The sequence below is a fragment of the Hyphomicrobium sp. genome (assembly GCF_019744875.1).
Taxonomy (GTDB): domain Bacteria; phylum Pseudomonadota; class Alphaproteobacteria; order Rhizobiales; family Hyphomicrobiaceae; genus Hyphomicrobium_C.
The window spans coordinates 870,285-897,203 of record NZ_JAIETU010000005.1 but is presented as its reverse complement, the minus strand read 5'-3'; the positions used below and the strand labels follow the sequence as shown (position 1 = coordinate 897,203).

At 65.9% G+C, this 26,919-nt stretch carries 23 protein-coding genes; 9 read left to right on the top strand and 14 right to left on the bottom strand.

Annotated elements, in window-relative coordinates; translation table 11 throughout:
- Position 1 precedes the first annotated feature (1 nt).
- The 3 genes from K2Y42_RS14195 to K2Y42_RS14185 all read right to left on the bottom strand — a co-directional run bounded on the left by K2Y42_RS14195 (position 2) and on the right by K2Y42_RS14185 (position 4,070).
- Positions 2–655 carry a response regulator transcription factor gene (locus K2Y42_RS14195; RefSeq protein WP_291153666.1) on the bottom strand — a complete coding sequence of 218 codons (654 nt, stop codon included), beginning with the start codon at positions 653–655 and terminating at the stop codon, positions 2–4.
- Between the two features lie 142 nt (positions 656–797).
- Entirely contained in the window at positions 798–2,312 is a 1,515-nt protein-coding gene (locus K2Y42_RS14190) for a HAMP domain-containing sensor histidine kinase (protein WP_291153664.1), read from the bottom strand.
- A 237-nt stretch (positions 2,313–2,549) separates the two neighbouring features.
- Positions 2,550–4,070 (bottom strand): FAD-dependent oxidoreductase, encoded by a 1,521-nt coding sequence (locus tag K2Y42_RS14185; RefSeq protein WP_291153661.1) that lies wholly within the window; start codon positions 4,068–4,070, stop codon positions 2,550–2,552.
- Positions 4,071–4,529: 459 nt separating this feature from the next.
- On the opposite strand from K2Y42_RS14185, the gene rpmH reads away from it, so the two are divergent.
- From rpmH to K2Y42_RS14160, 5 genes are all read left to right on the top strand, one after another.
- Positions 4,530–4,664: a 50S ribosomal protein L34 gene (gene rpmH, locus K2Y42_RS14180; protein ID WP_291153660.1), complete on the top strand. Its 135-nt coding sequence runs from the start codon at positions 4,530–4,532 to the stop codon at positions 4,662–4,664.
- A 52-nt stretch (positions 4,665–4,716) separates the two neighbouring features.
- Positions 4,717–5,148 (top strand): ribonuclease P protein component, encoded by a 432-nt coding sequence (rnpA, locus tag K2Y42_RS14175; protein WP_291153657.1) that lies wholly within the window; start codon positions 4,717–4,719, stop codon positions 5,146–5,148.
- Between the two features lie 134 nt (positions 5,149–5,282).
- Positions 5,283–7,160, top strand: coding sequence for a membrane protein insertase YidC (yidC, locus tag K2Y42_RS14170; protein WP_291153654.1), 1,878 nt, complete (start codon positions 5,283–5,285; stop codon positions 7,158–7,160).
- Complete coding sequence (yihA, locus tag K2Y42_RS14165; RefSeq protein ID WP_291153650.1) at positions 7,157–7,807, top strand: ribosome biogenesis GTP-binding protein YihA/YsxC; 651 nt, start codon at positions 7,157–7,159, stop codon at positions 7,805–7,807. Before yidC ends, yihA begins: the two co-directional genes overlap by 4 nt.
- A gap of 161 nt (positions 7,808–7,968) precedes the next feature.
- Positions 7,969–9,027 (top strand): linear amide C-N hydrolase, encoded by a 1,059-nt coding sequence (locus K2Y42_RS14160; protein ID WP_291153647.1) that lies wholly within the window; start codon positions 7,969–7,971, stop codon positions 9,025–9,027.
- Between the two features lie 22 nt (positions 9,028–9,049).
- Here the strand turns inward: K2Y42_RS14160 and K2Y42_RS14155 are convergent, their stop codons facing one another.
- Both K2Y42_RS14155 and K2Y42_RS14150 read right to left on the bottom strand, forming a co-directional pair.
- A complete protein-coding gene (locus K2Y42_RS14155) occupies positions 9,050–9,574 on the bottom strand; it encodes a DNA-deoxyinosine glycosylase (RefSeq protein WP_291153644.1) in 525 nt (174 codons plus the stop codon).
- Positions 9,564–11,267: a Clp protease N-terminal domain-containing protein gene (locus K2Y42_RS14150; RefSeq protein WP_291153641.1), complete on the bottom strand. Its 1,704-nt coding sequence runs from the start codon at positions 11,265–11,267 to the stop codon at positions 9,564–9,566. The genes K2Y42_RS14155 and K2Y42_RS14150 overlap by 11 nt, the downstream gene beginning before the upstream one ends.
- Positions 11,268–11,579: 312 nt before the next feature.
- On the opposite strand from K2Y42_RS14150, the gene argB reads away from it, so the two are divergent.
- The 3 genes from argB (at position 11,580) to K2Y42_RS14135 (ending at position 13,900) form a co-directional block, all read left to right on the top strand.
- On the top strand, positions 11,580–12,518 hold the full coding sequence (argB, locus tag K2Y42_RS14145) for an acetylglutamate kinase (protein ID WP_291154067.1): 939 nt from the start codon (positions 11,580–11,582) through the stop codon (positions 12,516–12,518).
- A complete protein-coding gene (locus K2Y42_RS14140; RefSeq protein ID WP_291153639.1) occupies positions 12,518–13,324 on the top strand; it encodes a pyrimidine 5'-nucleotidase in 807 nt (268 codons plus the stop codon). The genes argB and K2Y42_RS14140 overlap by 1 nt, the downstream gene beginning before the upstream one ends.
- A 75-nt stretch (positions 13,325–13,399) precedes the next feature.
- Entirely contained in the window at positions 13,400–13,900 is a 501-nt protein-coding gene (locus K2Y42_RS14135; protein ID WP_291153636.1) for a Csp1 family four helix bundle copper storage protein, read from the top strand.
- A 51-nt stretch (positions 13,901–13,951) separates the two neighbouring features.
- On the opposite strand, the gene K2Y42_RS14130 is transcribed toward K2Y42_RS14135, so the two are convergent.
- From K2Y42_RS14130 to panB, 8 genes are all read right to left on the bottom strand, one after another.
- On the bottom strand, positions 13,952–14,416 hold the full coding sequence (locus K2Y42_RS14130; protein WP_291153633.1) for a DNA polymerase III subunit chi: 465 nt from the start codon (positions 14,414–14,416) through the stop codon (positions 13,952–13,954).
- Positions 14,417–14,702: 286 nt separating this feature from the next.
- Positions 14,703–14,999 (bottom strand): hypothetical protein, encoded by a 297-nt coding sequence (locus K2Y42_RS14125; RefSeq protein ID WP_291153630.1) that lies wholly within the window; start codon positions 14,997–14,999, stop codon positions 14,703–14,705.
- A gap of 208 nt (positions 15,000–15,207) precedes the next feature.
- On the bottom strand, positions 15,208–16,590 hold the full coding sequence (gene der, locus K2Y42_RS14120) for a ribosome biogenesis GTPase Der (protein ID WP_291153627.1): 1,383 nt from the start codon (positions 16,588–16,590) through the stop codon (positions 15,208–15,210).
- Positions 16,591–16,833: 243 nt separating this feature from the next.
- Complete coding sequence (locus tag K2Y42_RS14115; RefSeq protein WP_291153625.1) at positions 16,834–19,017, bottom strand: DUF4189 domain-containing protein; 2,184 nt, start codon at positions 19,015–19,017, stop codon at positions 16,834–16,836.
- A gap of 67 nt (positions 19,018–19,084) precedes the next feature.
- Positions 19,085–20,419: a trypsin-like peptidase domain-containing protein gene (locus K2Y42_RS14110; RefSeq protein WP_291153623.1), complete on the bottom strand. Its 1,335-nt coding sequence runs from the start codon at positions 20,417–20,419 to the stop codon at positions 19,085–19,087.
- A gap of 196 nt (positions 20,420–20,615) precedes the next feature.
- Positions 20,616–22,022 (bottom strand): PQQ-binding-like beta-propeller repeat protein, encoded by a 1,407-nt coding sequence (locus K2Y42_RS14105; protein ID WP_291153620.1) that lies wholly within the window; start codon positions 22,020–22,022, stop codon positions 20,616–20,618.
- A 122-nt stretch (positions 22,023–22,144) separates the two neighbouring features.
- A complete protein-coding gene (locus tag K2Y42_RS14100) occupies positions 22,145–22,954 on the bottom strand; it encodes a tetratricopeptide repeat protein (RefSeq protein ID WP_291153618.1) in 810 nt (269 codons plus the stop codon).
- A gap of 194 nt (positions 22,955–23,148) precedes the next feature.
- Positions 23,149–24,024 carry a 3-methyl-2-oxobutanoate hydroxymethyltransferase gene (panB, locus tag K2Y42_RS14095; RefSeq protein ID WP_291153615.1) on the bottom strand — a complete coding sequence of 292 codons (876 nt, stop codon included), beginning with the start codon at positions 24,022–24,024 and terminating at the stop codon, positions 23,149–23,151.
- A 317-nt stretch (positions 24,025–24,341) separates the two neighbouring features.
- Here panB and K2Y42_RS14090 point away from each other — a divergent pair, with 317 nt between their 5' ends.
- Positions 24,342–26,144 (top strand): L,D-transpeptidase family protein, encoded by a 1,803-nt coding sequence (locus K2Y42_RS14090; RefSeq protein ID WP_291153612.1) that lies wholly within the window; start codon positions 24,342–24,344, stop codon positions 26,142–26,144.
- A gap of 26 nt (positions 26,145–26,170) precedes the next feature.
- On the opposite strand, the gene K2Y42_RS14085 is transcribed toward K2Y42_RS14090, so the two are convergent.
- Positions 26,171–26,764: an NnrU family protein gene (locus K2Y42_RS14085; RefSeq protein ID WP_291153610.1), complete on the bottom strand. Its 594-nt coding sequence runs from the start codon at positions 26,762–26,764 to the stop codon at positions 26,171–26,173.
- Between the last annotated feature and the right edge of the window lie 155 nt (positions 26,765–26,919).

The following is a 26,919-nucleotide window of genomic DNA, read 5'->3' as shown; positions in this document are numbered from 1 at the left end:
CTCAGCGATCCATCCGATAGCCGAGGCCGCGCAACGTGCGGATAGACTCAGCTCCGAGCTTCTTGCGCAACCGGCTGACATAGACCTCGACCGCATTGCTCTCGATCTCGGCGCCGAATGCACAAAGCACGTCTTCGAGTTTGGCCTTCGACACGGCGGCGCCGAGACGCTGCGTGAAGCACTCGAGCACGGCCCACTCGCGCGCCGTGAGAGAAATCTCGACGCCCCCTTTTGAAACCCGGCGCGCCGTTTGATCGATCACGAGATCGCCGATGGTCTGCTGCGGGTTCGCCATCGCGATCGCCCGGCGCTGAACGGAATTTATGCGCGCCGACAGCTCGTCGAGGTCGAACGGCTTCAGCACGTAGTCGTCCGCCCCGGCATTGAGGCCCTGAATCCGGTCGCGCACCTGATCGCGCGCCGTGATGATGATGACGGGAACGTCCCGCCCGGATTTCCGCACGGAAACCAGAAAGTCGAGCCCATGGCCGTCGGGAAGGTCGAGGTCGAGCAGCACGAGATCGTAGTCGACGGTGCGCATGGCTTCCGAAGCCGCGTCCAGCGACTGCATCCAGTCGACGGCATGGAGCTTGTGCAGGTGCGCAGCTACGGCCCCGCCCAGCAGCGCCTCGTCTTCGATCAGCAGGATTCTCATCGCGCCCGTTGCTTGCAGCGTCACAGGCCCTTAAAGGCCGAACCTGACAACAAGCTGAAGGGCACGTGCGCCCGGAAATACTGAGGCGCGCACAAGCACTTGGAGAAAGAAGGCGCGGGCCCCGCCCAGCGCGTGGTGCGTCTCAGCGAACGGCGCGGTCGGGGATTTCGATCCGGAAGGCCGCGCCGAGCCCGGCATCGACCAGCTCCAGCTTGCCCCCGTGCACGCCGACCAGTTCCGATGCAATGGCGAGCCCGAGGCCCGACCCGTCCTTGCGCGTCGTGCCCTGGAAGGGACGGAACAGCGTTTCGCGCGCGCGCTTCGGCACGCCCGGGCCGGTGTCCGAAATTTCGATGAACACCCGGCGTCCGTCGCGCCACGCCTTCACTTCGATGGCGTCGGCCTTGTCATGGTCGCTTTTGCTCTCGATAGCCTGCACCGCGTTGCGCGTCAGGTTGCTCAAGACGCGGAACAAGTGCTCGTGATCGGCGTCGATCAGCAATTGGTCGTCGACGTCGGCGATCCACGCGATTTTTCCATCGCGGCTGAGCCCCAGACCCTCCGCCACCTCGTCGAGCAGCGGCTTGAGGCGCATCAGCTCGCGCCGCGGCTCCGCTTCCTCGGCGCGCCCGAACCGCAGGGATGTGTTGCAGAAGTTGATGGCGCGGTCGAGCGAGGCGATCAGCTTCGGCGCGAACTGCTGCACGGTCGGATCGGGGATCGTCGTCAGGCGATCCGAAATGAGCTGCGCGTTCGCGAGCATGTTGCGCAGGTCGTGGCTGATCTTGCTGACGGCGAGCCCGAGCTGCGCCAGCCTGTTCTTCTGGAACAGCGCCTGCGTCAACTGCCGCTGCATGTGCGCCAGCTCGCGCTCCGCAATGCCGATCTCGTCCGCCCGGCCGGACGGCGTGATGATGCGGCTCGAATCCTCTGGGTTCTCTCCGAAGCTCAGCATGTTGTGCGAGATCCGCATCATCGGCCGCACGAGCAGCGCGCTGATTGCGAAATAGACGAGCGCCGCCGTGATCAGCGAGATCATGATCGAGAGATAGACGATGTTCATGCCATAGCGGACCATCGCCCGCTTCAGCGTCTCCTCCGGCAGCACCACCTCGATGACGTCGTCGTAGCGCGGCCCGAGCAATCCCACGATGCGGATCACGCGATCGTCGGGCGCGAAGAACACGTTGACCGCATCGCCGATCTGCGACAGGCGCAGCGAGAGCTGCTGCACGAGGGTGAGATCGGTCGGCTCACGCAGGTCGAAGTGCTGGTCGATGGTGAGCTCCGTCACCGGCGGCAGCACCAGGCGGCGCGCGCCGCCGCGGCGAATGGCGACCGCGCGCACCAGCGCCGTTCGCACCAGCTCGTTGCGTAACGCCGGCGGCACCGTGCGTCCCGGAACGGCTTCCGCCGCGAGCGCCGCCACGTTGGCCGCGGTCAGCCGGTCGTTGAGCCAACTGATCCGGTAGTTAGCGATGGCCGGCAGAAAGATCAGAATTTCAGCGAGCGTGACGAACAGTGCGGTCAGCACCAGCAGCTTGGCCGAGAGCCCGATGCCGAGCCACCCATGACGCGCTGCAGCCATGCGCTCGCGGAGCCACGGCCAGATGGCCGTGCCTTTCTTCTCCGTCGGTTCGCTGACACGCTCGTCCATGTCGAAAAATTTGCTCGCTCAAGTAAGTGAGGCCTCGCGTTGCGGGCGGCCGAAGGGAGACACGCCACACGCGCCGGACGTGAGGGCTGCGCACATGCGTGCGCCCGGCCGCCTTCGGCCCGACGCGAAAAGGCGAGGCTGACTCTGACACTTCGAGCCCGTGATGTCACCCGTCGCCCGACGTCACGATGAACCCGTTACGGCAACCCTGCCTTGTATACGCCGCAACGCGCCGCGCTAACCAAGCCGGGAGAGAAGATCGATGATTCTGCGGGTCTTCGGGTTCCCGGGTAGCTGGGAAAAATGGCGCACGGCGGCCCGCTTGGAAACTTCTCCAAGGCTCGGATACGGCGCCACGTGCGCGGCCATCGCCTTGACGTGCAGTTTCTCCGCAACCGCGAGGGACCACACCTGGATCAGCTCGCTCGCGCTCGGCCCCACGATCGTCGCGCCCAGAACCTGCCCTTTGCTGCTGGTCACGATCTTCGCGTGCCCCAGCACCGTGCGATCGATCTGCGCCCGGTCGACTTCCGAGAACGGCCAGCGCAGCACGTGCACGCGATGCCGCGCGGCCCGCGCCTCGTCCTCGCTCATGCCGACTTGTGCGAGCTCCGGATCGGTCATGGTCACGCTTGGCACGATGGCCTTGTTCGCCTTCGCCGGCAGCCAGAACAGGGCGCGTTTAAGAACCACCTCCGCCTGATAGGCCGCCGAATGGTTGGACGGCGCACTGCCGTTCACGTCGCCGATGGCATAGATGCGCCGGTTCGACGTTCTGAAGCCCCTGTTGACCGCGATCCCGTTGCGCGTGTGCTTGATGCCGGCGGCGGCAAGATTGAGATCGGAGAGATTGGGCGTGCGCCCGACCGCGATCACGAGATGAGAAGCGTCCACCGTCTCGAAGCCGTGAATAGTGGAGACGTGCACGCGCACGAACCCCGCCATCTTCTCGACCCGCTCGACTTTGGTGCCCTCGCGGATGTCGACGCCTTCGGACCGCAGCGCCGCCACGACGACGGACGCGGCCTCGGGATCGTCGCGGCCGAGCGCGCGCGCTCCATCGATGACGGTCGCCCGCGCGCCGAGGCGAAGATGCGCCTGTGCAAGCTCGAGCCCCGTCGCCCCGCCGCCGATGACGACGAGATGCGTCACCTTGCGATCGACCTCCCCGATCGTGTCGTCCGTATAGAAGGGGCAGCCTTCGAGGCCCTCGATCGGCGGCACGGTCGATGACGAGCCGGTCGCGATCACGAAGCGCCGCGCCGTGATGCGATAGTCCCCGGCCAGCAGCGTGCGCTTGTCGAGAAACCGCCCAGCCGCCAGGATCACGCGCACGCCGAGCCCGGTCATGCGCTCGAGCGAGGCGTTCGGGGCCAGCGTTGAAACGATGCCGCGTACATGCGCGCTCACCGCGCGCAGATCGATCTGCGGCTCGACCGGCGCAATGCCGAATGCCCCCGCCGTCCGCATGGCATGCGCCCGCCGCCCCGAAGCGATCAGCGCCTTGCCGGGCACGCAGCCGGCATGCAGCCCGCTGCCGCCCATTTTCTGCTTTTCGACCAGCACCACCCGACGTCCGAATGCGGCCGCCGCGGTCGCAACCGCGAGCCCGCCCGCACCCGCGCCGATGACGCAGATATCGACCTCCAGCGGCTCCCCTGCGACATGCACGTCGCCTGTCGTCTCGGAGGGCGCGCCGCCACCGCCGCTCTCCGGGGAACGCTGCGTCTGCGGGGTGAAGCGGGGAGGTTGGCTCATGAACATGCGCTCCGGATCGTGTTAACCGAGATTTCCTCGGTCTTTGCCGCCAAGGCAAGGCCTTAGAGGCTCATCGACGGAGATGCGAACGACCAAGTTGGGTGCAGGGTGTGAATCCGGCTCTGAAGCCACGCATTCGGACCATTCGCCCCATGTCTTTGCACCAGAAGACCTTCGCGCCAGAAGGTCCTTGCGCCGTAAGGCACGCCGCCACCGCGGCTTGAGTCCTGCGTGCCCCGCCCTTAAAAGCGACGTTGGTGAAGGTTGCAGCACCAAAGCGCCAGGAGCTTCCCGCGCGCGACCGGATGCGCGGCCAGCCGCTGCCATCGGGCGGTCCAACGCAATTGACTTGCCGCAGCGTGCCACTTATAAGCCGCTCATCTCATCACGAGCGGCCTGGGATGGCGCATTTCGCCGTCCTCGTTGCTGTTCGCAATTGGCTTTGACTGGAGTACTCCCGTGAAACGGACCTATCAACCGAGCAAGCTCGTGCGCAAGCGCCGGCACGGATTCCGCGCCCGCATGGCAACCGCAGGTGGCGTCAAGGTCATCGCACGTCGCCGCTCGAAGGGCCGCAAGCGCCTGTCGGCCTAGTGCCGGGCGACGCCCTGGCGCAGCAGTGACCCGTTGATCGGGAGGCGGCGCCGTGGCGGTTGCAACGCTCAAAAAACGTTCGGAATTCCTGAGACTTAGAGGGGGCGCGCGGTTCGCGACGCCCTCATTCGTCGTGGAAACGCGCCCGCGCATCTCCAGCGTCGCCAGCCCTTCCTCGCCCGAAGCATCCGAACCCGCAGCCCACGCCACGCCCGCAGCCCAAGCCACGGATGGCCCCCGCTTCGGCTTCACCGTCACCAAAAAGCTCGGCGGCGCCGTGATCCGCAACCGCATCCGCCGCCGGCTGAAGGCTGTCGTCGGAATGGTCGCTCCGACGCTTGCCCGTTCCAACCACGACTACGTGCTGGTCGCCCGTTTGGCCGCTCTCGACCGGACCTTCGCCGACCTCAAGAAAGACCTTGAACGCGCATTGCAACGCGTGCATCACCCTGCGGCGGTCACGAAAAAAGAGCGATCGCCCTGACGGGGCTGATTGGGACCGCGCTCAAATCACCCGTTCCAGCACCGCCGCGCGGGATGTAAGAGAGCCGAGCTGAAATTTGCGGGGCCGCCGTCCTTGGGACACGCGCAGCCGAAACCGCGCTATCTGAGGTCTTCATGAGCCAGCGTCCGGACGACAATAAAAACCTGCTCATTGCCGTCGCTCTGTCCATGGCGGTGATGTTGGGCTGGCAGGTGTTCTACGCCGGACCCCAGATCAAGGAGCAGCAGGAGCACGCCAAGCGCGAAGCCGCCGCCAAGCAGGAGGCCGCGCGCCAGGCCGAGGCGCCCGCCGCAACTCCCGCCCTGCCCGGCGCCACCACCCCCGGCGCGGCCGTGCCGAGCACCACATCCCCGGCCCAATCGATGACGGCGCTGCCGACCGCGACGCGCGACGAGGCGCTCTCGAAGTCGGCACGCGTTCCGGTCGAGACGCCCTCTCTGAGCGGTTCGATCTCGCTCAAGGGCGGCCTGATCGACGACCTCAAGCTGGTCAACTACACCGAGACCGTCGATCCCAAGAGCCCGAAGGTCGTGCTGTTCTCGCCGCTCGGCGCAGCACACGCCTACTTCGCCGAATACGGCTGGCAGGGCGCCGCCCGCTCGCAGGTGCCGCTGCCGGACAGCGAAACCGTCTGGCAGGCTCAAGCAGGCGCTAAGCTCACGCCGGAGACGCCGGTCACCCTGAACTGGGACAACGGCCAGGGCCTCAAGTTCCGCCGCGTCATCTCCGTCGACAAGCAGTACATGCTGTCCATCACCGACGAGGTGGAAAACACCACCTCGGGCGATGTCATCCTCACGCCCTACGCGCGCCTCTACCGCTTCGGCACGCCGAAGACGTCGGGCTACAGCGTCATCCATGAAGGCCTGATCGGCGTCCCCGGCGACGCCGGCCTGAAGGAGATCACCTATCACGACGTCCTCGAGGACGGCGGCGCCAAGAGCTTCGACGGCAAGACCGGCGGCTGGCTCGGCATCACGGACAAGTATTGGGCCGCGGCCCTGATCCCGGATCAGAAGGCGACCTACGCCGGCAGCTTCCGCGGCCAGCGCGCGGGCGCAGGCGGCCAGGAAGTGTTCTGGACCGACTATCAGCTCGGCGTTGTGCCCGTCGCCGCCGGTTCCACCTACAAGACCGATGGCAAGCTGTTCGCCGGCGCCAAGCAGGTGAAAGTCATCGAAGCCTACGAGGTCGAGCACAACATCCAGAAGTTCGAGCTGCTCGTCGATTGGGGCATGTTCTACTTCATCACCAAGCCGCTCTATTACGTTCTCGATTGGCTCTACGGCATCCTCGGCAACTTCGGTCTCGCCATTCTGGCCGTGACCGTGATCGTCAAGGGCCTGTTCTTCCCGCTCGCCAACAAGAGCTACGAGAGCATGGCCAAGATGAAGAAGCTGCAGCCGCAGATGGAGCAGCTTCGCGAGCGCTACAAGGACGACAAGGCCAAGCAGCAGCAGGAGCTGATGGCGCTCTACCAGAAGGAAAAGATCAACCCGCTCGCGGGCTGCCTGCCCATCCTGGTTCAGATCCCGGTATTCTTCGCGCTCTACAAGGTGCTGTTCGTCTCCATCGACATGCGCCACGCGCCGTTCTTCGGCTGGATTCGCGATCTCTCGTCGGCCGACCCCACCTCGATCTTCAACCTGTTCGGCCTGTTGCCCTTCATGGTGCCGGAATACCTGCACATCGGCGTCTGGCCGCTCATCATGGGCATCACGATGTGGGTCCAGATGCAGCTCAACCCGCCGCAGCCTGATCCGGTCCAGCAGCAGATCTTCAGCTACATGCCGTTGCTGTTCACATTTCTGCTCGCAGCCTTCCCGGCCGGCCTCGTCATCTACTGGGCCTGGAACAACGTGCTCTCGATTGCCCAGCAGTGGTACATCTCGAGCAAGCAGGGCGTGCCGGTCCACCTCATGGACAATCTCAAGCGCACGTTCGCTCCCTTTGGTCGATTGTTCGGCCGTAAGTCAGAATCAAAGGGATGACCGCCGCCGACGCCCTCTTCACGCCTGAAGACATCGAGGCCGGTGAACGCCTCGTGCTGCGGCCGTGGCAGTTCGTCAAGGGCGTGGTGGCGCTCGAAGGTTTGCCGGTCGACGGCTGGACGGAGGTCGCTTTTGCCGGCCGCTCCAACGTCGGCAAGTCGAGCCTGATCAACGCCATGGTCCGCCATGGCGGCCTCGCGCGCACGTCCAACACGCCGGGCCGCACGCAGGAACTGAACTTCTTCACGCCGCACGACGACCCGCTCTATCTGGTCGATATGCCCGGCTACGGCTTCGCCAAGGCGCCGAAGGAGAAGGTGGAAGCCTGGACGGCGCTCGTCCGCACGTACCTCAGCGGCCGCCCCACGCTTCGCCGCGTGTTTCTCTTGATCGACAGCCGTCACGGCATCAAGGCCGTCGATCGCGAGATCATGAAGATGCTCGATACGACCGCCGTGCCGTATCAGGTGGTCCTCACCAAGGCCGACAAGATTTCCGTGGCCGCCCTCGCAGCCGTGCGGACCAAGACCGAGAGCGAGCTCTCCTCCCATCCGGCCGCCTTCCCGATCGTGCTCGCAACGTCATCCGAGCAGGGCGACGGCATGGCTGAGCTTCGCGCCACGATTGCGGCTCTCCTGCGCGAGTAGCGAAACCGCCTCTTGTCGCCACCTCGCTGCCTGACGCGGCGCCCCGCGACCTCAGTTCGACACTAGATCACCTTATTAACCGGCTTGGGCGTGCGCGTTTGCGTCCCCGCACCGGGAAGTCGAGACTTCGGCAGTCTTCATCGCAGTCATGTGGGGCTCCAATGATCCGCAAGCTGAACACCGTAGCGATGACCGCTGCGGCCCTTGGGTCCAGCATCGCCGTGCTGGCCACCACTGACGCCTTCGCCTGCACCCGCGTATTCTGGAACACCAACGCGCTCGCCAAAGTCAGCGGCCGCACGATGGACTGGCCGGAAAGCACCATGCCCAAGCTCGCCGTATTCCCGCGGGGCACCGCGCGCGACGGCGGCAAGGTCGGCCCCGACGTCACCGTCAAAGAGAACGCGGCGAAGTGGACGTCGAAGTACGGCAGCATCGTCACCACGATCTACGGCATCGGCACGGTCGACGGCCTCAACGAACACGGGCTCGGCGCCCACCTGCTCTATCTGAACGCGACCGACTTCGGCCCGCGCGACGCCGCCAAGCCCGCCATTCACGCAGGTCTTTGGGCCCAATACGCGCTCGACAACGCCACCACCGTCGCCGAAGCCCTGGCCTTGCTCGACAAGGTCCAGATCGTGATGGCCGAAGCGCACGGGCACAAGGCCAACGTTTATTTCGCGCTCGAAGACGCAACCGGCGACTCGGCCATCATCGAGTACATCGAAGGCAAACCGGTCGTGCATCACGGCAGCGAATTCCGGATCATGACCAACGACCCGCCGTTCGATCAGCAGCTCGCCCTTCTGGGGAAACTCGACTTCTCCAAACCGAGCAGCGACATGACGCTACCCGGAAACGTCAATCCTCGGGATCGCTTCCAGCGCGCCGCCTACTACTCCGCGATGCTGACCGAGCCGAAAAACGAGCGCCAGGCCATCGCGCAGATCCTCGCCATCATGCGCAACGTCTCCGTGCCGTTCGGCGCGCCGTACAAGGGCTTCGGAATTTACAACACCGAATACCGCACCGCGCTCAACCTCACGGACAAGCGCTACTTCTTCGAGCTCACAACTAGCCCGAACGTCGTATGGGCCGACCTCGCCAAGTTCGATCTGACCGAAGGCGCCCCCGCATGGGAGATCGACCCCGACAACATCGACCTCTCCGGCGATATTTCGGCCAAGTTCCAGAAGCTCGACAAAGCGCCGTTCTAAGGCTCGGCGAAACCTCCGGGCCCTACAAGCAAAGCCCCGCGCGCCACATCTCGCACTTCTCGGCAAAGCTCCGCGCCGCATGCGCCGGGCTCGTCGAGGGCAGCGTCGTGACCATCACGCCCTGCGGGCAGAAGCGCGCCGCGTGCGCCTTGAAGCTCGCCGCCGCCTTACCGCCGTTGAGGCCGATGCGAACGATGCCCGGATGCGCGGCAAAGAAGGCCGCAAAGTCGTTCGGAACTTCATCGCGGATATCGGCGTCGAGGCTGCCGGGACGCACGCACGATTTCAGCACATCCCAGACGGCGATCCCGCGCGCATGGAGAATGCGCTCTCGCTCTTTGTAGTCCTTGTCGGGTCCCGCGCCGGCGATCTCCCCCATGATCCGCCAGAATGCGTTCTGCGGGTGGGCGTAGTACTGACCGGCGTCGAGCGAGGCGACGCCGGGCATGCTGCCCAGGATCAGCAAACGCGCATCCGGAGCGGCGATGGGCGGGAAGCTGCGGATGATGGGAGACGGCATCGGCCCGGAGACGACGTCAGCCGCCAAGGTGCTTGGCGATGAGAAGCTTCACGATCACGAACCCCATCTCGCCGAACTTGGCCAGCAGGCCGCCCACGACGGCAGCCGCAATCCAGCCCGCCCAGCGTTTGGCCGTGCGGCCGTAGTTCGTCGCGACCCGCACCTCGATGACCTGATCCGGCAGCGCCGTCTCGGCCGTCACGCCGTCCGCGCCGACCGTACGCGCCGACACGATGAGCTGCAGTTGCCGCTTTCCGCGCGTTCGCGGCGTCACCGTCCAGCGCCAGCTCGCGAAGTCATCGCTCGCAAGCCCCAGCACGTTCTCGATCCACTGCGTTTCGGGCGAGCGGTTTTCGATCGAGAAGCCGCCTTCCGGCGCGCGCAACCGCACCGACATCGCCTTCGTCACCACGACCTCGTGCCGGAACACCGCCCCGCCGCCCGCAAGCCCCTCGGCCAGCGCCTTGACGTCGGCGCGCGCGATCCGCGCTTCCACCACGACCGGCAGCGCCACGCGCATGCGGCGTGGAATGTTCTCGATCAGTTGCCCGGCTTCGATAAGCGGCCAGGAGCCGACGAACGGCCCTGACGACGCAGCGCGCCGCCGTTCCGAAGCGGCGGGCGGCCCAGTCCGCGGCACGTCCTGCGCACGTGCGTTCGGCACGGGAGATTGCGGAAACGGCGCAGGCGCGCGCGGCGTGTGTCGCCCGGCATCGAGCGACGGCGCGGGAGCGGCAATCGGCTCCTCGGGCTCCGCCGGCCAGGGCGCCGGAATGTTGTCGAGCCCGTCGTCGAGTTGCGCGCCCGGCGCGGTCTGCCCGAAGTTCGCGTAAGGGTCGGCCTCCGGCTCCGGCGGCGCGGCGGGCGAAGGGGCCGGATGCGGCGGGCCGCCGAGATCCGGGTAGTTCGCGCGCGGCAAAGTGACCGACCCGGAACCGGACGCGCTTTCGCGCGGATCGGGACGGTTCTGCAGCCGCTCACGCGCCGACGCCAGAATTTCTTCCGTGCTGGCAGGCTGCGTGAAATCGGTCGGCGGAGGCGACGGATAGCGCGGAGCCGGCGCAGGTGCTGGCGGCGGCGGCGCGGGAATAGGAGCCGGTGCCGGCTGAGGCTCGGGACGCGGCACGGGTGCTGCGACCGGGGGCGGAGGAGGAGGCGCGGGGGCGGGAGCCGGCGGCCGGGCCGGCGCGGAAACAGGGGCCGGGGCTGGTGCCGGACCTGGTGCTGTCGGAGCAGGAGCCGGCGGTGGCGGCGCAACCGGCGCGGCGCGCTGCAGCGCCCGGATCACCTCCTCGAACGTCAACCCCTGCACGCGCAGGAAATTCGCCGCCGCACTGGTTCCATCGCCGACGATGGCGGCGAGCACGATCGCACCGTTGATCTCGCGGCGCCGTCCCTGCCGCGCGGCCGCCGCTGCGGCTTCCAGGATGCGCCTCAGGTCGGTGGAGATGGCCGTTGTCTGGTTGCTGTCGGGCTGCAGGCGGTCGTCGGAACGGCCGAGATACTCCGACACCTCGGCCGAGAGCTGCGCCAGATCGACGTTGCTCGCCTTGAGGACGACCGTCGCCTCGGGGTCTTCCGTCAGCGCCAGGAGCAGATGCTCGAGCCCGACTTCGCGGTGGCTCTGCGCAGTTGCATAGTCCGCCGCGCGCGTCAGCGTCGCCGTCAGGTAGGGCGACATAGGAATTCTGCCGAGATCGTCGACGATCATGGTCGTCATTCAGGCTTCCCTTTGAACGCCGCCCGCCCGCCCGTCCCCGCCGCTGCCGAAAACAGGCGCAGCCAGGACAAAACGAACCGAATCTCCGCCGAATCTCCCATACGGGATATGACGTTATGATCCCAGTTCAGGCAATGTTGGACCCCAAGCCCGGCGAACTCAACGCGTAATCTTGGCGCGCGATTGTGTAGGAAATCCGTTGAGACGCGGCCCCCAACAGGTATATGTGCCTGCCGGACGCGGACCGGGCCGGAAATCCGGGGTGAGCGGCGCGCAGCAGGAGCCGAACGAACGATGGCGAACGTGAAGGATATGCCGGGCGTGGCCCAGGGCAGCTTCGATCCGAAGGAAGTTTCGGCACACGTCCAGGCCCGCATTCTTGCGGAAGCCCTGCCCAACATGTTGCGCTACGACGAAGAGACCGTCGTCGTGAAGTTCGGCGGCCACGCCATGGGCGACCAGGCGCTTTCGGACGCCTTCGCCAAGGACATCGTCTACCTCAAGCAGTCGGGCGTGAACCCGATCGTCGTTCACGGCGGCGGTCCGCAGATCGCCACCATGTTGAAGAAGCTCGACATCACCTCCGAGTTCGTCAACGGCCTGCGCGTGACGGACAAGGCCACGGTCGAAGTCGTTGAAATGGTCCTCGCCGGCCGCATCAACAAGGACATCGTGCTCGCCATAAACCGTCAGGGCGGCAAGGCCGTCGGCATCTGCGGCAAGGATGCCAACCTGATGATCGCGCGCAAGATCACCAGGATGGCCGACCCCAAGACGAACGAGATCACCGACGTCGACATCGGCTTCGTGGGCGACCCGCTGCAGGTCAACCCGCACATCGTCGACGTCATCTCGAAGTCCGATCTCATTCCCGTCATCGCCCCGATCGGCATTTCTCCCGATGGCGAGACGCTGAACATCAACGCCGACACGTTCGCGTCCGCGCTCGCGGCCCGCATGAAGGCCAAGCGCCTGCTGCTTCTGACCGACGTCGAAGGCGTGCTCGACAAGAACGGCCAGTTGATTGCCGACCTCGCGGTGGACGAAGCCCAGGAGCTGATCCGCAACGGCACCATCACGGGCGGCATGATTCCGAAAATCGAAGGCTGCATCGAGGTCGTCGAGGCCGGCGTCGAGGCCGTAGTCATCATCAACGGCAAGGTGCCGCACAGCGTGCTGCTCGAGCTGCTCACCGATCACGGCGCGGGCACGCTCGTCGGCCGCCGGAAACCCAAACCGAAGAAAGCCTGATGACCGCAGGCCGCGCCACCAAGCAACCGCCGGAAGCGGCCGGCGCCGGGAAACCGGCATTGCTCGCGCCGCGCGCAGGGCAGCTCCCGCGTGGCTTTGACCGCACCGACGTCTGGATCTTCGATCTCGACAACACGCTATATCCCGCCGAGTGCAACCTCTTCGCCGAGGTCGACCGGCGCATGGGCGAGTTCATCGCCCGATATTTGGGCGTGCCGCTGGTTTATGCCCGCCATTTGCAGAAAACGTACTACCGGCAGTTCGGCACGACGCTCGCCGGCCTCATGAAAATCCACAAGCTCGATCCGGCCGAGTATCTCGCCTACGTGCACGACATCGACCTCTCGGCGATCCAAGCGTCACCGGCCTTGCGCGCGGAAATCAAAGCGCTCCCGGGTCGACGGCTGATTTTCACCAACGGATCGTACCGCCACGCCGAGCGCGTAGCGGAAAAACTCGGCGTACTCGACCTGTTCGAGGACATCTGCGACGTCGCCGCATGCGCCTATGTCCCGAAACCGGAGGCCGACGCGTTCCAGCGCATGATCAGCCGCCACAGCGTCGATGCGACCCGCGCGGCGATGTTCGAGGACATGCCGATGAACCTTGCCGTACCGCATGACCTCGGCATGACGACAGTGCTCGTCCATTCGAGCTATCTCGACCATCCTGTCCAGCAGCAGATGAAGACGTGGACCGAGCTGCCGGACCACATTCACCACATGACGCTCGATCTCACGGCCTTCCTGAAGGAGCGCCCCGGACGGATCGATCAGGTGCATTCCAAAGAGCCTCAGCCGGGCTAGGTTTGGCGAAGCTCCGCGCGACACACGTAGAAGTTTGTCGAGGTATCATCTCTGTCTGACAGCGAGGATCGCACCATGAGCACGCAAGAAGGTCTGAACCGCCGGTCTGCATTGGCCCTTGGCGGCGCCGCACTCGCAGGAGCCGCCACCCTCGTCGCCGGCGGAACAGCCGCCCGCGCCGAGGATCCGCACGCCGGCCACGACCATCACGATCACCATGGCGCAAACGGCAAGGCGTCCTCCCAGCATCAGGCTCTCGTCGATGCGGCCATCGACTGCGTGCGCCGCGGCGAAGCCTGCGTGCCGCACTGCGTCGAGAGCCTCTCCAAGGGCGACACCATGCTCGCCGAGTGCTTGGAAAGCGTGTTCGCCATGATGCCGGTGTGCACCGCCGTCGCACGCCTCGCGGCAAACGATGCGCCTCGCTTGAAGGAGCTGGCGAAAGTATGCGGCGACATCTGCGCCGACTGTGAGAAGGTCTGCCGCAAGCACGAAGGCCATCATGAGGTGTGCAAGGCGTGCGCCGACGCCTGCGCGGCGTTCGTCAAGGAAAGCAAGAAACTGACCGACGCTTAGGGAGCTTCAGCCAAGCAGGACAACAGGAGGGACGGCGCGCAATCGCCTGCCTCAGCCCTGCTTCTCCCAACGTCCACTGTCGGCTGACTGTCGCCAGTAGGTCACGGTGCATCCGGCTGCACGCGCCGCCTGCCACTGGCTTCGCGCCCTCCCCAACGCCTCGGCGTCACGGCCGTCGAAAATGCACACGATGCGCGAAAAACCCCGGTATTCCGCGAGTTCCGCGCCGTCGACGACAAAGCGCACGCCCGCTCCATTGGGCGTATCGTCGCCGAGCGTCAGATAGACCGGTTGGCGCGCGGGATCGCCGTCGCGCAGCGTGCCATGCGGTAGAAAACTCGCATCGTCGTAAGTCCAGAGAAACAGATCGATTGCGTCGAGCCGCTCCTGACTGCCCGCCTGCACCACGGCGCGCCAGCCGCGCTCGAGCGTGCGCGCGAGAAGCGACGGCAGCACGCCCTCGAGCGATGTGCGCTCGAGGTGGTAGAACAGAACCTCTGCCGTCTCATCTGTCATGCGCGCCAAGGGTTCACGAAAGAGAGAAACGAAAACGAGTCATCGAGGCACTCAGGAAAATTGAGGCCTTGATGTTTGAGAGCGCGTCACCTATCTACCGAAGTCCGGTGCGGCGCCATCAAGTGGTGACGCCCGTGCGGGCGGTGAGTGAGGCAGCATCTTCGGGTTCGCTGCCATGCTCCCGCCCGCTGCGATTCCAGCTCGCCCCAGCCTTCCCCGCGCGATTCCTGATCACGCGACAGCCCGCGAAGACGCATCGTCTCCCGTCGGGCCAAGCAGAGACGCACTACTTCTTCTTCAGATACTTCCTCGGCACCATGCCTGCGTCCACGAGCGCGTCGAAGCACTGCTTGCTGAGATTGCCGCGCTTGCCGGCCAGCGTGATGCAGCTGCGCAGGGCCGACGAGCCCTCCTTGTAGGCCGGGCAGTGCGTGTTGTAATCGCCGCGGCACGCGTTCTCGACCTTCTTGCTGTAGGCGCTCGCCTCGAAGGACACGAACGAGGTCGCGACCATCGCGATCACCGCGGTACGAATGGCGCGCCGCACGGCCGCCGCCGGAACTGAACTGACACTTTCGGACATCGTGTTTCCTGTTTTGGTTTTTTGCTCTTGGCCGGCCGGATCCCTGCCGGAAATTAGCCCGCACGCCTGGCCCGCGCCAGCGTCATTGTAGGCGCTGTCGAAGACGTGAAATGGGCGGGAAAACGCCTCTTGCGCGGCTTGGGCCGCGCAGAAAAAGCACCCGGCAGTCGAAATTAATGCGGTCAATACAGCGCGCTAGCGAAACCACCTAGCCGCCCCGCCGTTTGGGCGCAAACGGATTGTCGCCGCTGCGCAGATTGAGGCGGATCGGCACGCCGGGCAGATCGAACGCCTCGCGCAGGCTGTTCACCAGATAGCGCTGGTACGTCTGCGGCAACGCATCGGGCCGCGTGCAGAACGCAACGAATGTCGGCGGACGCGTCGAGGGCTGCGTCATGTAGCGGATCTTGAGGCGTCGCCCCGAGGGAGCCGGCGGCGCATGACGCGCCAGCGCTTCCTGAAGCCAGCGGTTGAGCTTCGGCGTCGCAACGCGCCGGTTCCAGATTTCCGACGCTGTCACGACGGCACGGAGCAGCTTGTCGAGCCCCTTTTCGCTGGCCGCCGAGATCGGCACCACCGCAACGCCCGGCACCTGGGCCAGACCTATGCTGATCTTGTCGAACATCGCCTTGAGGAACTTCTGCTTGTCCTCGATGAGGTCCCACTTGTTGACGGCGATGACAAGCGCGCGCCCCTCCTCCGTCACGAGTTCGCCGATGCTGAGATCCTGGTGTTCGAGCCCGCGGTCCGCATCGATCAGGAGCACGACGACCTCGGCGAAGCGGATCGCCTTCAGCGAATCTCCCGCCGAAAGCTTCTCTGCCAGTTCCGTGATCTTGGCGCGGCGCCTGAGGCCCGCCGTGTCGAACAGCTTGATGGTCTGCCCGTTCCACTGGATGTCGGTCGCGACCGTATCGCGCGTCAACCCCGGCTCCGGCCCCGTGATCATGCGATCTTCGCCGATCAGAGCGTTGACGAGCGTGGACTTGCCCGCGTTCGGCCGGCCGACGATCGCCACGCGCAGCGGCTTGACGCGCTCGGCAGGCTCTTCCTCCGGCGCATCGCCATCCCGCCGCTTCGGCTTGGACTTCGCCTTGAGACCGAGCGCCGCCATTGCGTCGCGCTCGAGGTCGGAAAGGCCGAGCCCATGCTCGGCGGAAATCGCCACCGGCTCGCCAAGCCCGAGCTTGAAGGCGTCGTAGAACCCGCTGTCGGAGGTGCGACCCTCGCACTTGTTGGCGATCAGCACCACCGGACGGCCCGACGCGCGCACCGTGGTGGCGAACGTCTGATCCGTGGCCGTCACGCCCGCCCGCGCATCGATCACGAACAGCACCAGATCGGCCTGCTCGATCGCGGCCTCGGTCTGCGCCCGCATGCGGTCGGCAATCGAGCCGCGCTGCGCCACTTCGAGGCCGGCCGTATCGATCAGGCTGATCGCATGGCCGCCAAGCTCCGCCGCGCCTTCCTTGCGGTCGCGCGTAAGCCCCGGCAAATCCGAGACGAGTGCGTCCCGCGATCCGGTGAGCCGGTTGAATAGGGTCGACTTGCCGACGTTGGGGCGGCCGACGATGGCGATTTTTGGGGTCATGTCACGCTCTGCTGAGGCGCGCTTATGGCCTGAAACGGCGTGAAAAGCAAAGCGGCACAACGGCGAGCCGCCCGCAAACCTGCCAGAACCGCCGGGCCCGCGCCCTGTCGCGGTGTCCGGAAAGCCGCAAACTTGGTTAAGTCAGGCCCGTCAGACCCCGCCAATTGGCCCGAACTTGCGATCCGGCACGAGGCGAAAACCCATTCATGTCGGCCGAACGCGGATCAGACCTCGGCTCTGCCATCACTCCGCCGAAGCTTCCCATTCGTTCGAGCCGTCGGCGCACACGTGCATGACGATCTCGCATTTCTTGCCGCCGTCGTTGGCGCAGGCTTCGAGCGACAGCGTCTTGGCCGATTCGAGCGTCGTGTCATTCGCCCAGCCCGTGCCCCAATCGTCCTTGCCACGCTGGCCGCTCGCAATGGACCAGCACTGATCCCTGAACGAGGCATAGTGCGCACATCCGCCGGTTTGCGAGCGTGACGTACACTCCTTCATGGCGGCCTCTTTGGCCTTCTCCTCGTTGCCATGCTTGGTCGTGTGCCAGATCGTCGAATCCGAATCTTTCGCCACCGCGCCCCAATCGTCGATCCAGTACGTCGCGCCCGGCCCGCATTCTGCCGCCATGGCGCGGAACGCGCGCTCGAACCCGTCGGTCGAGAACGTAAGTTTCAGCGTGCCGCCGAAGGTCGAGGCGCCCACCATTTGCACCTCACCCTGGTGATAGCGCAGCGTCCGCGTCACTTCCCGCGACCACGAGCCGTCGGACTGCTGGGCCATCGTGATGTTCTCGGCGTCCACATGCAGCAGTTGATGCGTGCCTCCCGCCGTCATGCTGATCGGCAGCGACGTGTCGAACAGGTTCGATTTCGCCATGTAGATGTCGATCTCGTCCACGTTATCGGTGTTGCGCTTGCGCGAGAACATCAGCGTCGGCCGCTGCGTCAGCAGCGTGCGGCCGTCGATCTGCGTGGCGCCCGTCGAGATCGTGCACGTCTCCGAATTCTGCTCATACAGCCAGCGGCCGTCCGCGACCGCGCCCGGCACCGTGTAGGCATCGAGCTCCACCGGCTCCTCGAGGATCCGGTTGACGGTCGCCTGGTTCAGAATACCCGTCCGGTGCTCGCCGATGGCGCCCTGGTACGCCTTGAGCCCCTCGCGGATGTCGGAGATCGAGGCGGTCCCCGAGCCCGTCATGTGGCCGAGCCGGCGCAGCACCAGCTCCACGCGGCCCCATACCGCGTTTGCATCGTGGTTGGAGAAGATCGGCAGCCGCCGCTCTTCCGAGGTGTCCAGATCGGCAACCGTCGTCGAGGGCGTGGGACCGGGCGGCGCCGTCGACTTCGGGTCGCCGCCGAAGTTGCGGATCAGAAACACGGCGAGCATCACGAGCGCCGCCCCGCGCAGCACGTAGTCGGGCCATCGCAACTTACTCTTGCCGGTGTCGGCCGGCGAGCTGCCGTCCCCGCCGCCGCCGCCGAAGTAGCGCGTGACCTTGGTCTTCGTATCCTCGTCCGGGCGGTAACGCGTCGCGGCGGTCGGCACCGAACCCCGGCCGCTCGGATTGCCCATCAGCCTGCGGCGCCACTCGCGAATGGTGACGGGCCGGTTTTCCGAATCCGTCTGCAGCGCCCAGTCCACGGCGGCAAGGAAGTCGCTTCTGTAAGCCCCGCGCGCCGTCTCGCTCGCCGGCACGTAGGTATCCTTGCGCACGCGCGACAGCGCATCCGGCGGCGGCCCGCCCGAGATCACGCTGTAGATGGTGGCGCCCAACGAATAGATGTCCGACCACGCGCCCTGCTGGCTCGTCTCGCGGTCGTACTGCTCAATCGGCGAATAGCCGGGCTTCACGATCGCCGCCACCGTCTGCGTGCGCCGCGCGAGCGCCTGCCGGCTGGCGCCGAAGTCGATCAGCACGGGGCTGCCGTCGTCGCGGATCAGGATGTTGTCCGGTGAAATGTCGCGATGATAGATGCCCGCCCCATGCAGCGCTTCGAGCGCGTTGAGCAGCGGTTCGAGCACCTGGTCGAGTTCGCGCTGCTGCGGCGGCTTCGGAAACCGGTTCTCGAGCGTTTGGCCCTCTTCGAACGTCATCACGAAGTAGCCGGTGTCGTTGCCTTCGAAGTAGCGCATGCAGCGCACGATGTTCGGATGCTGCAGGCGTGCGAGACGGCGCGCTTCGTCGATGAACTGCGACAGCCCCCACTTGAACTGCTCGACCTCGCTGCGTCCGCGCGGCTGCACGGTCACCGTGTTCGACCGGCTGGCGAAATCGCGCGGAAAGTATTCCTTGATGGCGACGTCGATATCGAGCTTCACGTCGCGCGCGCGATAAGTGATGCCGAACCCGCCCGCACCGAGAATGCCGTCGATGCGATATTCGTCCGCGAGAAGCGTGCCGATGGGGAGCGAGAATTCGTGTTCCATTCAGGGCCCTGACGTGAGGAGTGTCAGCCCGCGCGACGCGAGCGGCTGGCGAAGCGGAAAGCCGATGTCATAAGTCTCGCCCCAGTTGGAACGTATATCCCACCGCGCCGAACCGGACGGATTTGCCCGGCGGCACGATAGCCTTGGTTATGCGCTCGGCGCCGATGAACGTGCCGGCGCTCGATCCGAGATCCTCGACCCAAAGCGCGTTGGACTTGTCGAGCCAGAGGCGGGCGTGGCGGCGGCTCACGCTTTCGTGCGTCAGCACCACATCCGAGCTGCGCGAACGCCCGACGATCAGAGGCTGCCCGCTCGAAAGCTTCTCGCGGTCGATGACGAATTCCGGCCCCGGTGCCCCGGGAACGAGCGTGAGCGCCTTGGCGCGCCGTGCGGGAGGCGGCGCGAGCCGTTCGCGCTTCGCCCGGTCCTGGGCAGCACGGTCGCCGAAGCCCGCGTCCGCCACCACCCGGCTGACCCGGTTGGCGACCGCCGTTACGGGCCGCACGACGGCCGGAACCTGCTTGCGGTAGGCGATGAAGAGCGAGGCGGCCGCGAGCGCGAGGCTCGCAAAGAACATCGGAAACACGAACGCGTTGGACTGTGTCGGCGTGATGTTGCAGGTGCTCGAGATCACCTTCGGCGAGAAGCTCGCGACTTCCAGGAAGCGCGTGATCTCCTTCGGGTGAATGGCATAGAACACGCCCTGCGGATCGTTCTCGACCGCGCGGATCGTGTTGACGCCGAGCACGCGCCCGCAACTGTCGATCAGCGGCCCGCCGCTGTTGCCCTGGTTGATGGCGGCCGAATGCTGCAGCGCTGGCCCGTCGATGCTGCGGAAATAGCTGAGGTTGCGCGAGGCGACGCCTTCCGTCCACGTCGGCCGGTAGAAGTCCTCGTCCTGCGGACCGAAGCGGACGGCCTTCATTTCGCCGGTGCTCTTGTCGGCGAACAGCGCCACGTCCGCCGTGCCCGGAAATCCGATGGCGATGACGCGCGTGGTGGCTTTCGTTTCGTAGCCCGCCAGTGGCAGGGCCTCGCCCGGCAGATCGCTCACCGCTTCGAGAACCGCGAGGTCCTTGTCCGGCGACCGCCTGAGCAGCTTGGCGTCGATCACCTTCGGTTTGCCGTCCACCAGCATGGCGAGATGGAAGCTCGCTCCGCCCTCAACGACGTGGTTGTTGGTCACGACGATGCGCCGGCCATGCACGATCCAGCCCGTGCCGATGCTCATCTGGTCCGGATTGGCGATCATCGGCGCCATCACGCGCACGACGCTCGCTTCGATGGCTGACGTATCGAAAGCTTCGCTGGCGGCCAAACGCCCGGCAGGAACATGCAGGAAGGTGAGGAGTGCGGCGAGGGCGAAAAATTTCCAACGCTTCGGCACGGCAGGCACCGCCATCTTCTGCCCCCATCTTGGGCCGCCCCGTCCGGTGCTCAGGAGAGTGTCGCTGAGCGCGAGGTCGACTGAAGATGAGTATAATGGCAAAGCCGTTCGCGAGGCTAGTCCGCTTACGGAGATGTGCTTACCGAATAGCGCGGCAGTAACAAGGAGGTACGGGAGGCGCGCGTGGCCCGCCGGCCACTCACCCGGCCACTCAGTTGAAGGCGATGAGCTTGGCGTCGTCGGTCAGCACGAACAGCTTGCCCTGGGCCACGACCGGCGTGATGAACACCGGCCCGCCGACACCCATCTGCCCAGTCACGCGCCCGGTTGCAGCGTCCACACCGACAAGCTGGCCGTCCTTGGAGGCGAGCCACAGCGTGCCGTTGGCCAGCACCGGACCCGCCCACGTGTTTGAATTGGGCAGCTTCACCGTCCACTGCACCTTGCCGTCGCGCCGGTTGAGCGCCATCAGCTGGCCCGTCGTATCGACGACGAACACGGAATCTCCGACGACATAGGGCGCCTGCGTGCCCGGCAGATTGAGCGACCAGAGCCGCTCGCCACTGGACGCGACAGTTGCAACCATGCGCCCGCCATGGCCGATGGCAAACACCGTGCCGTTGTTGAGCGCAGGCCGGGCCGCGTCGCTCATGGAAGCGAGCTGCGAGGTGGTGCGCGACCGCGACAGGCTTTCCGACCAGAGACCGCTGCCGTCCGAGATGCGCAGTGCAACGAGATCGCCCGAAGGATAGGGAACGACGACCACGTCGCCGTCCACCGCCGGGCTGGCGTTGAGCCCGAGGCTCGCCTGCTGGGGCAACCCGCGCACAACCCAGAGCTCCGTGCCGTCGGTCGTGGACAGGCAGTAGAGCTTGCCCTCGATGGTCAGCACGAACAGCCGGTCGGCGGCCGTCGTCGGGGCGGCGCGGATCGGCACGCCGATATTCTTCTCCCAGAGCCGCTTGCCGGTCGCCGGATCGAGCGCAATCACGGCGCCGAACCCGCTGACCGCATAGAGACGCCCGCCATCGGCCGCGATGCCGCCGCCGTAGCCGCCGCCGTCGTCGGCCGTCAGGTTCATGATGTTCTGGGTGATGGCTGAAAAGCCGGGGCCGGTCTTGTCGGTCGTGGGCGCGAGCGTAGCGCTCCAGACAGCGGCCCCGCCGGACACCGCGAACGCGGAAACCTTGCCGTCGGAATCGAGCGCATACACGCGCCCGTCATAAACGATGGGCGGCGCCGAGACGCGGCCGACCTTGTTCGTGCCCTTGCCCGCGCTGACGCTCCACGTCTGGCGCAGCGTGTCGCCGGAAATCGCCAGATGACCCGGCGCGTTGTTGGCGTCTCCGCCCGGCTGCGCCCACGCATCGTTCATGTGCGGAGCCGGCAGCACGATCGGCGCATTGGCTTCGGCGAGTTCACCGAACGCCTTTTCCTGCGCCGGAAGCACCGCGATGCGCTTGCCGGGCAGTGGCGGCACAGTCTCCTTGAACGGGTTGAGCTCGCTCATCTTCGGCAGGCTGGGCAGGCTATCGGAGCAGCCGCCCATGAGCGTGCTGGCCGCCAGCGCGGCGAGCCCACCGAGGATTGCAGCCCTGCGCGGGCGACGCGGCGTCATATTCAACCCTCCAGGACCGACCTCAGAGTGCTTTCGGAACAAGTGGGCACCGGCTTTCCAACACGAAGCACGATAAACAAAGAACGACAGATGTTCCGCGATCCACTTGAGCCGGAACGACTCTAGGGGGCAGATGCGGGCTTCTCCGAGTCTTTCGCGGCCGGCGGCGTCTCAGGCTTGGCCGGGCTTGCCGCGGGCGCCGCGGACGGCTCAACCGCCTTTTCGGCCGGTGCTGCAGCAGGCGTCGTCGGTGCCGGAGCGGCGTTCGAAAGCTCCGAAGTGGCAATCCCGCCCATCAGGCGATCGATGCGTTCTTTCGCGGACTGCGTCAGTCCGGGTTCGGCGAGCAGAGGCAGCAGAGTAGCGCGCGCCTCGTCGAGCTTGCCGGCCTTCAGCGCCGCGGTGCCGAGCAGCTCTCCGGCGATGTAGCGCCACGAGCTGCCTTCACCGGTCAAAGGCTTGAGCCGATTCTCCATCTCGGTAAAGTCGGCCTCTCCGAGACGCAGCGATGCGGCTTGGATACGTGCGAAATCTGCGAGCAGCGGATCGGTCGACTTGTCGGCGACGATCTTGTCGAAAACCGCCAGGGCTTCGGGCCGCTTGTCGGTTTTGAGGAGCGTACCGGCGTGCGCCAGCGCAGAGAGGGCGCCATAGCCCTTGGGTCCGGTCTCCGCGAGCTTGTCGAAGGCCTTCCCGGCATCCTCGATCTTGCCCGACTTGGCGAGGTCCACGGCCTGCTCGTACTCCGAGCCCGCCTGGTTGGCCGCCGCAATCCGCTGGGTCTCCCAGAGCTTGGCGCCGGCGATCACCACAACGATCGCCACAGCGGCGCCCGCGATGTAATATCCGTAGCGTTCCCAGAGCCTTGCGAGTTGCTCGCGGCGCATCTCCTCGTTGACTTCGCGGATCAGCGCGTCGTTATTGTCGACCATAAAAGCCCCGTAGCACCCATTGTGATTAACGCGTCCCCGAGCCGTGAAAGACCAGCCGTGACCACGACTGGGGGCTCCCGCAACTCGATCGGACCACCGGCCCGCTGAGATGCGCTTGATAGCGCGCTAACCCCGCCGAGAGCAAATGATGTGAACCGGGCTGCTGCCGGTTCTCAACCGCGGCCGCAAAATGCTCAGCTTTTCCGGCTTTTTCGTGACTGGGCCGCGCCCTGAGGGGGTTCCGGCTCGGGGTCGTCCTTCATGCCGTAGACGTGCTCCTCGGCCGGGAAGCGGCGGCCGCTCACGTCGTCGGCGTAGGCTTGGATGGCCTCCTCGATGGCCGTTGCGACCGCGCCGAACTTCTTGACGAACTTCGGCACCCGCGGCGACAGCCCGAGCATGTCCTCCATCACCAGGATCTGCCCGTCGCAGGCCGACGACGCGCCGATGCCGATGGTCGGGATCGGGATCGCGCTCGTGATGCGCGCCGCGAGCGGCTCCGCCATCGCTTCCAGCACGACCGCGAACGCTCCGGCTTCCGCCACCGCGCGCGCGTCGTTCTCGATCGCGGCCCACTGGTCGCGCGTCCGGCCCTGCGTCTTGAACCCACCGAAAACATTGATGGATTGGGGCGTGAGACCGACGTGCGCCATCACAGGGATGCCGCGCTCGACCAGGTAGCGCGTCGTCTCCGCCATGCGCTGGCCGCCCTCGAGCTTCACCGCCCCGCAATCCGTCTCCTTCATCACCCGCGCCGCGTTCCGGAAGGCGACCGAGGGGCTCTCCTCGTAGGAGCCAAACGGCATGTCGACCACGATCAACGCCTTCTTCGCGCCCCGCACCACGGCGCGCCCATGCACGATCATCATGTCGAGCGTCACCGGCACGGTCGTTTCGTAGCCGTGCATGACCATGCCCAGGCTGTCACCGACGAGCAGGAAATCGCAGTACTTGTCGGCAATCGCCGCCGTGTGAGCGTGATACGACGTGAGCGAGATGATCGGCTTCACCCGCTTCATGGCGGTGATGTCGGGAGCCATCAAACGGCGGCTCAGCGGATGGAGGGACATATCCTGCTGATGTCTCCAAGAAAACTCTGGGAGGCGGACCCTAAACCCCGCAGTGCAGCGACGCCAGCCGTGCGTTCGGGCATCGTCAACGGTCGCGCCATCGACATTGCAGCCACACTGATCATCCAGATTTCACACCGGTGATCTCCCGAATTGCACAGGTGGAAAATGTTCTGGTAACCTTGAGGTCTTATAAAAGACTTTCAAAGCTCAGACGCTACGCCTTGTTTCGCTTGGGTTTTTCCAGAAACGCTTGGCAGGGATGGTTGGTCGTGCCCCTTTTTGCAATTCGCAAGCCCGCAACGTGTTCCGCGCCTGTGGCAGTAAAGCCCTCGCCGGCCAGGGCCCTGTCGCTGATCGCCCTTGCGGCCGTGCTCGCCGCCGGAGCCGGGCTGGCCCCGACCCGCGCCGAAGCGCAAGGCCTCTTCGGCAACTGGGACGACGCCCCGCCGAAAGCCAAGCTGCAGAAGGTCAAGCGCCGCGCTGAGCCGGCCGTCATCGAGAACGAGGACGCCAAGCCGTCCGGCAAGAAAAAGAAGGGCTCGCAGGCGGCCGTGGAGCGCGCGGCGGCCAAAGGCCCGCTCGTCATCAACGTATCGCTCTCCCGCCAGCGCCTGGTGGTCTACGACGCGAACGGCCCCATCGCGGAATCGCCCGTTTCCTCGGGCCGCGTCGGATACAGCACGCCGGCCGGCGTCTATTCGATCGTGCAGAAGAAGCGCCAGCACTACTCCAACCTCTACGCCGGCGCCTCGATGCCGAACATGCAGCGCATCACCTGGTCGGGCGTGGCCCTGCACGCGGGCGCGCTGCCCGGATATCCGGCGTCCCACGGCTGCATCCGTCTCCCGCATGGCTTTTCTCAGAAGCTGTTCGGCATGACGAGCATGGGCACGCGCGTCATCGTCAGCCGCGAGCCCGTGACGCCTGTGCCGATTGTGCACGACCGCCTGTTTGCCGCTTTCCCTCCTGAGGCCGTTGCCACCGCGCCCGCCAACGTAAAGGTTGCCGATGCCTCGGGCGCCGCGGGCGCTTCAACCGTTTCGCAGGTCCTCGGCGTCTCGACAGCGGTCGCGTCGGAAACGCCCGACATGACGACCCCGCGATCCGCCTACCGCGAGCGCCGCCGCGCCGAGATGGAAGCCCTGACGGGCGAAATCCGCGCGGCCGGTTATGAGCGTGCCGAGAAAGCCAACCTGCTCGAGCAGGCCCAGAAAGCTTCCGCCGCAGCACGCCAGCCGCTGATCGCCGCGCGCGCAGAGGCTGAAAAGGCCAGGACGGAAATGAAGGAGCTGGAACAGGCCAAGGCCCGCGCCGACCGCGAGCTTGCCGAGCTCGAAAAGCCGGAGGCCCCGCCCGTCACGCGCGAAGAGCGTAAGTCGAAGAAATCCGCGTCCAAGAAGGCCGCCGCCAGGAAGGTGTCCGCGAAAAAGGTGGACCCGGCCGTACGCGACGCACGCATCGCCGAGCTCAAGGACGAGCTGTTGGAATACCCGGCGCTCGCCGAAGCGGCTCGCGTCGCCTGGGCATCGGCCGACGCCGCGCTCAAGGCAGCCGAAGCCGCAGCGACAGAGGCAGACGCCAGGCGCACCGCTGCCATGAACGAACTCGCGAGCGCCAATGCCCGCCTGCAGCGGGGCCTCTCGAAAGAACTCGCCGCCAAGCGCATGGAGCAGAAGCGCAACCTGCCCGTCTCCGTGCTCGTCAGCCGCGCGAAGAAGCGCCTCTACGTCCGCCAGGGCTACGAGGACATGTTCGACGTCGAGGTCGCCTTCGACAAACCCGACGAGCCCATCGGCACGCACGTCTTCACGGCGCTCGACTACACGGCGGACCGGACGGGCATGCAGTGGAGCGTCGCATCGATCCCCTACAACAAGGCAAGCGACGTCAAGAAGTCGAAGAAGGACAAGACGGCGAAGGCGAAAGAACAACAGCCCGCGCCGGTCTCTACCTCGCCTCAGACCGCCGCCGCAGCCCTCGATCGCATCGCCATTCCCGAGGACGTGCGCGAGCAGATCGCGGACGTGATGAAGCCCGGGTCCTCGATGATCATTTCCGATGGCGGCATCGGCAATGAAACCGGCGAATACACGGACTTCATCGTTCCGCTGCACTGATCGCGGCGATCAGCCCACGCGGCGCGTTACGGCGCGAAGCTGAAGCTCGTCAGCGGCACGCCGATCAGCGCGCCATGCCCGCCGAACATCAGGAATGCGTAGAGCGCAAGGCCCACGACAACGACCGCCACGTCGTTGAGCGGGCTCGTCGGCGTCGGCGGCACCGCAACGCCCGGCCGCCGCTTGATGGAAATCCGATCGTAGACGGCGAACGCGAGGAAGCTTCCGAACAGGATCAGCGATCCGAGATCGCCGTTCACGAGCAGATGCGCCAGCGCCCAGAATTTGATGGCCGCCAGCATCGGATGCTTGGCCGCCGTGCGGATGCGCGACGGGATGGCCGACGCAACGATCAGGATCATCGCCGGCACCATCAGCAGGAACGCGATGTGGCGCGTCCACGACGGCGGATCGAACAGCACCGGGTTCTTTCCGGGCATCATCTGAAGCTTGTGATACCCGGCCACGATGAGCGCGAACCCGATCAGCGAAACCACCGAGAACGCGACTTTGTACGCGCCCGCGCCGAACCGCTCGATCAACCCGTCACGCAAGCTGGGAGACGTCGGCACGAGGTGAATGGCCAGGAACAGCACGAGGCCGATCATCAGCAAAAGCATGGTCAAGATCCCCCAGAGTGAGCGGCCGGCGCGAACAGCCACGCGGGCCGAAAAATTTCGCAGTGCACCAACATTGCCCGATGCGCAGCTTTTTAGCATAATCGTGCGAAGGCGGAACGCGTCCTCGAGTACCGCCGTTGCGACAGCGGTCCGGC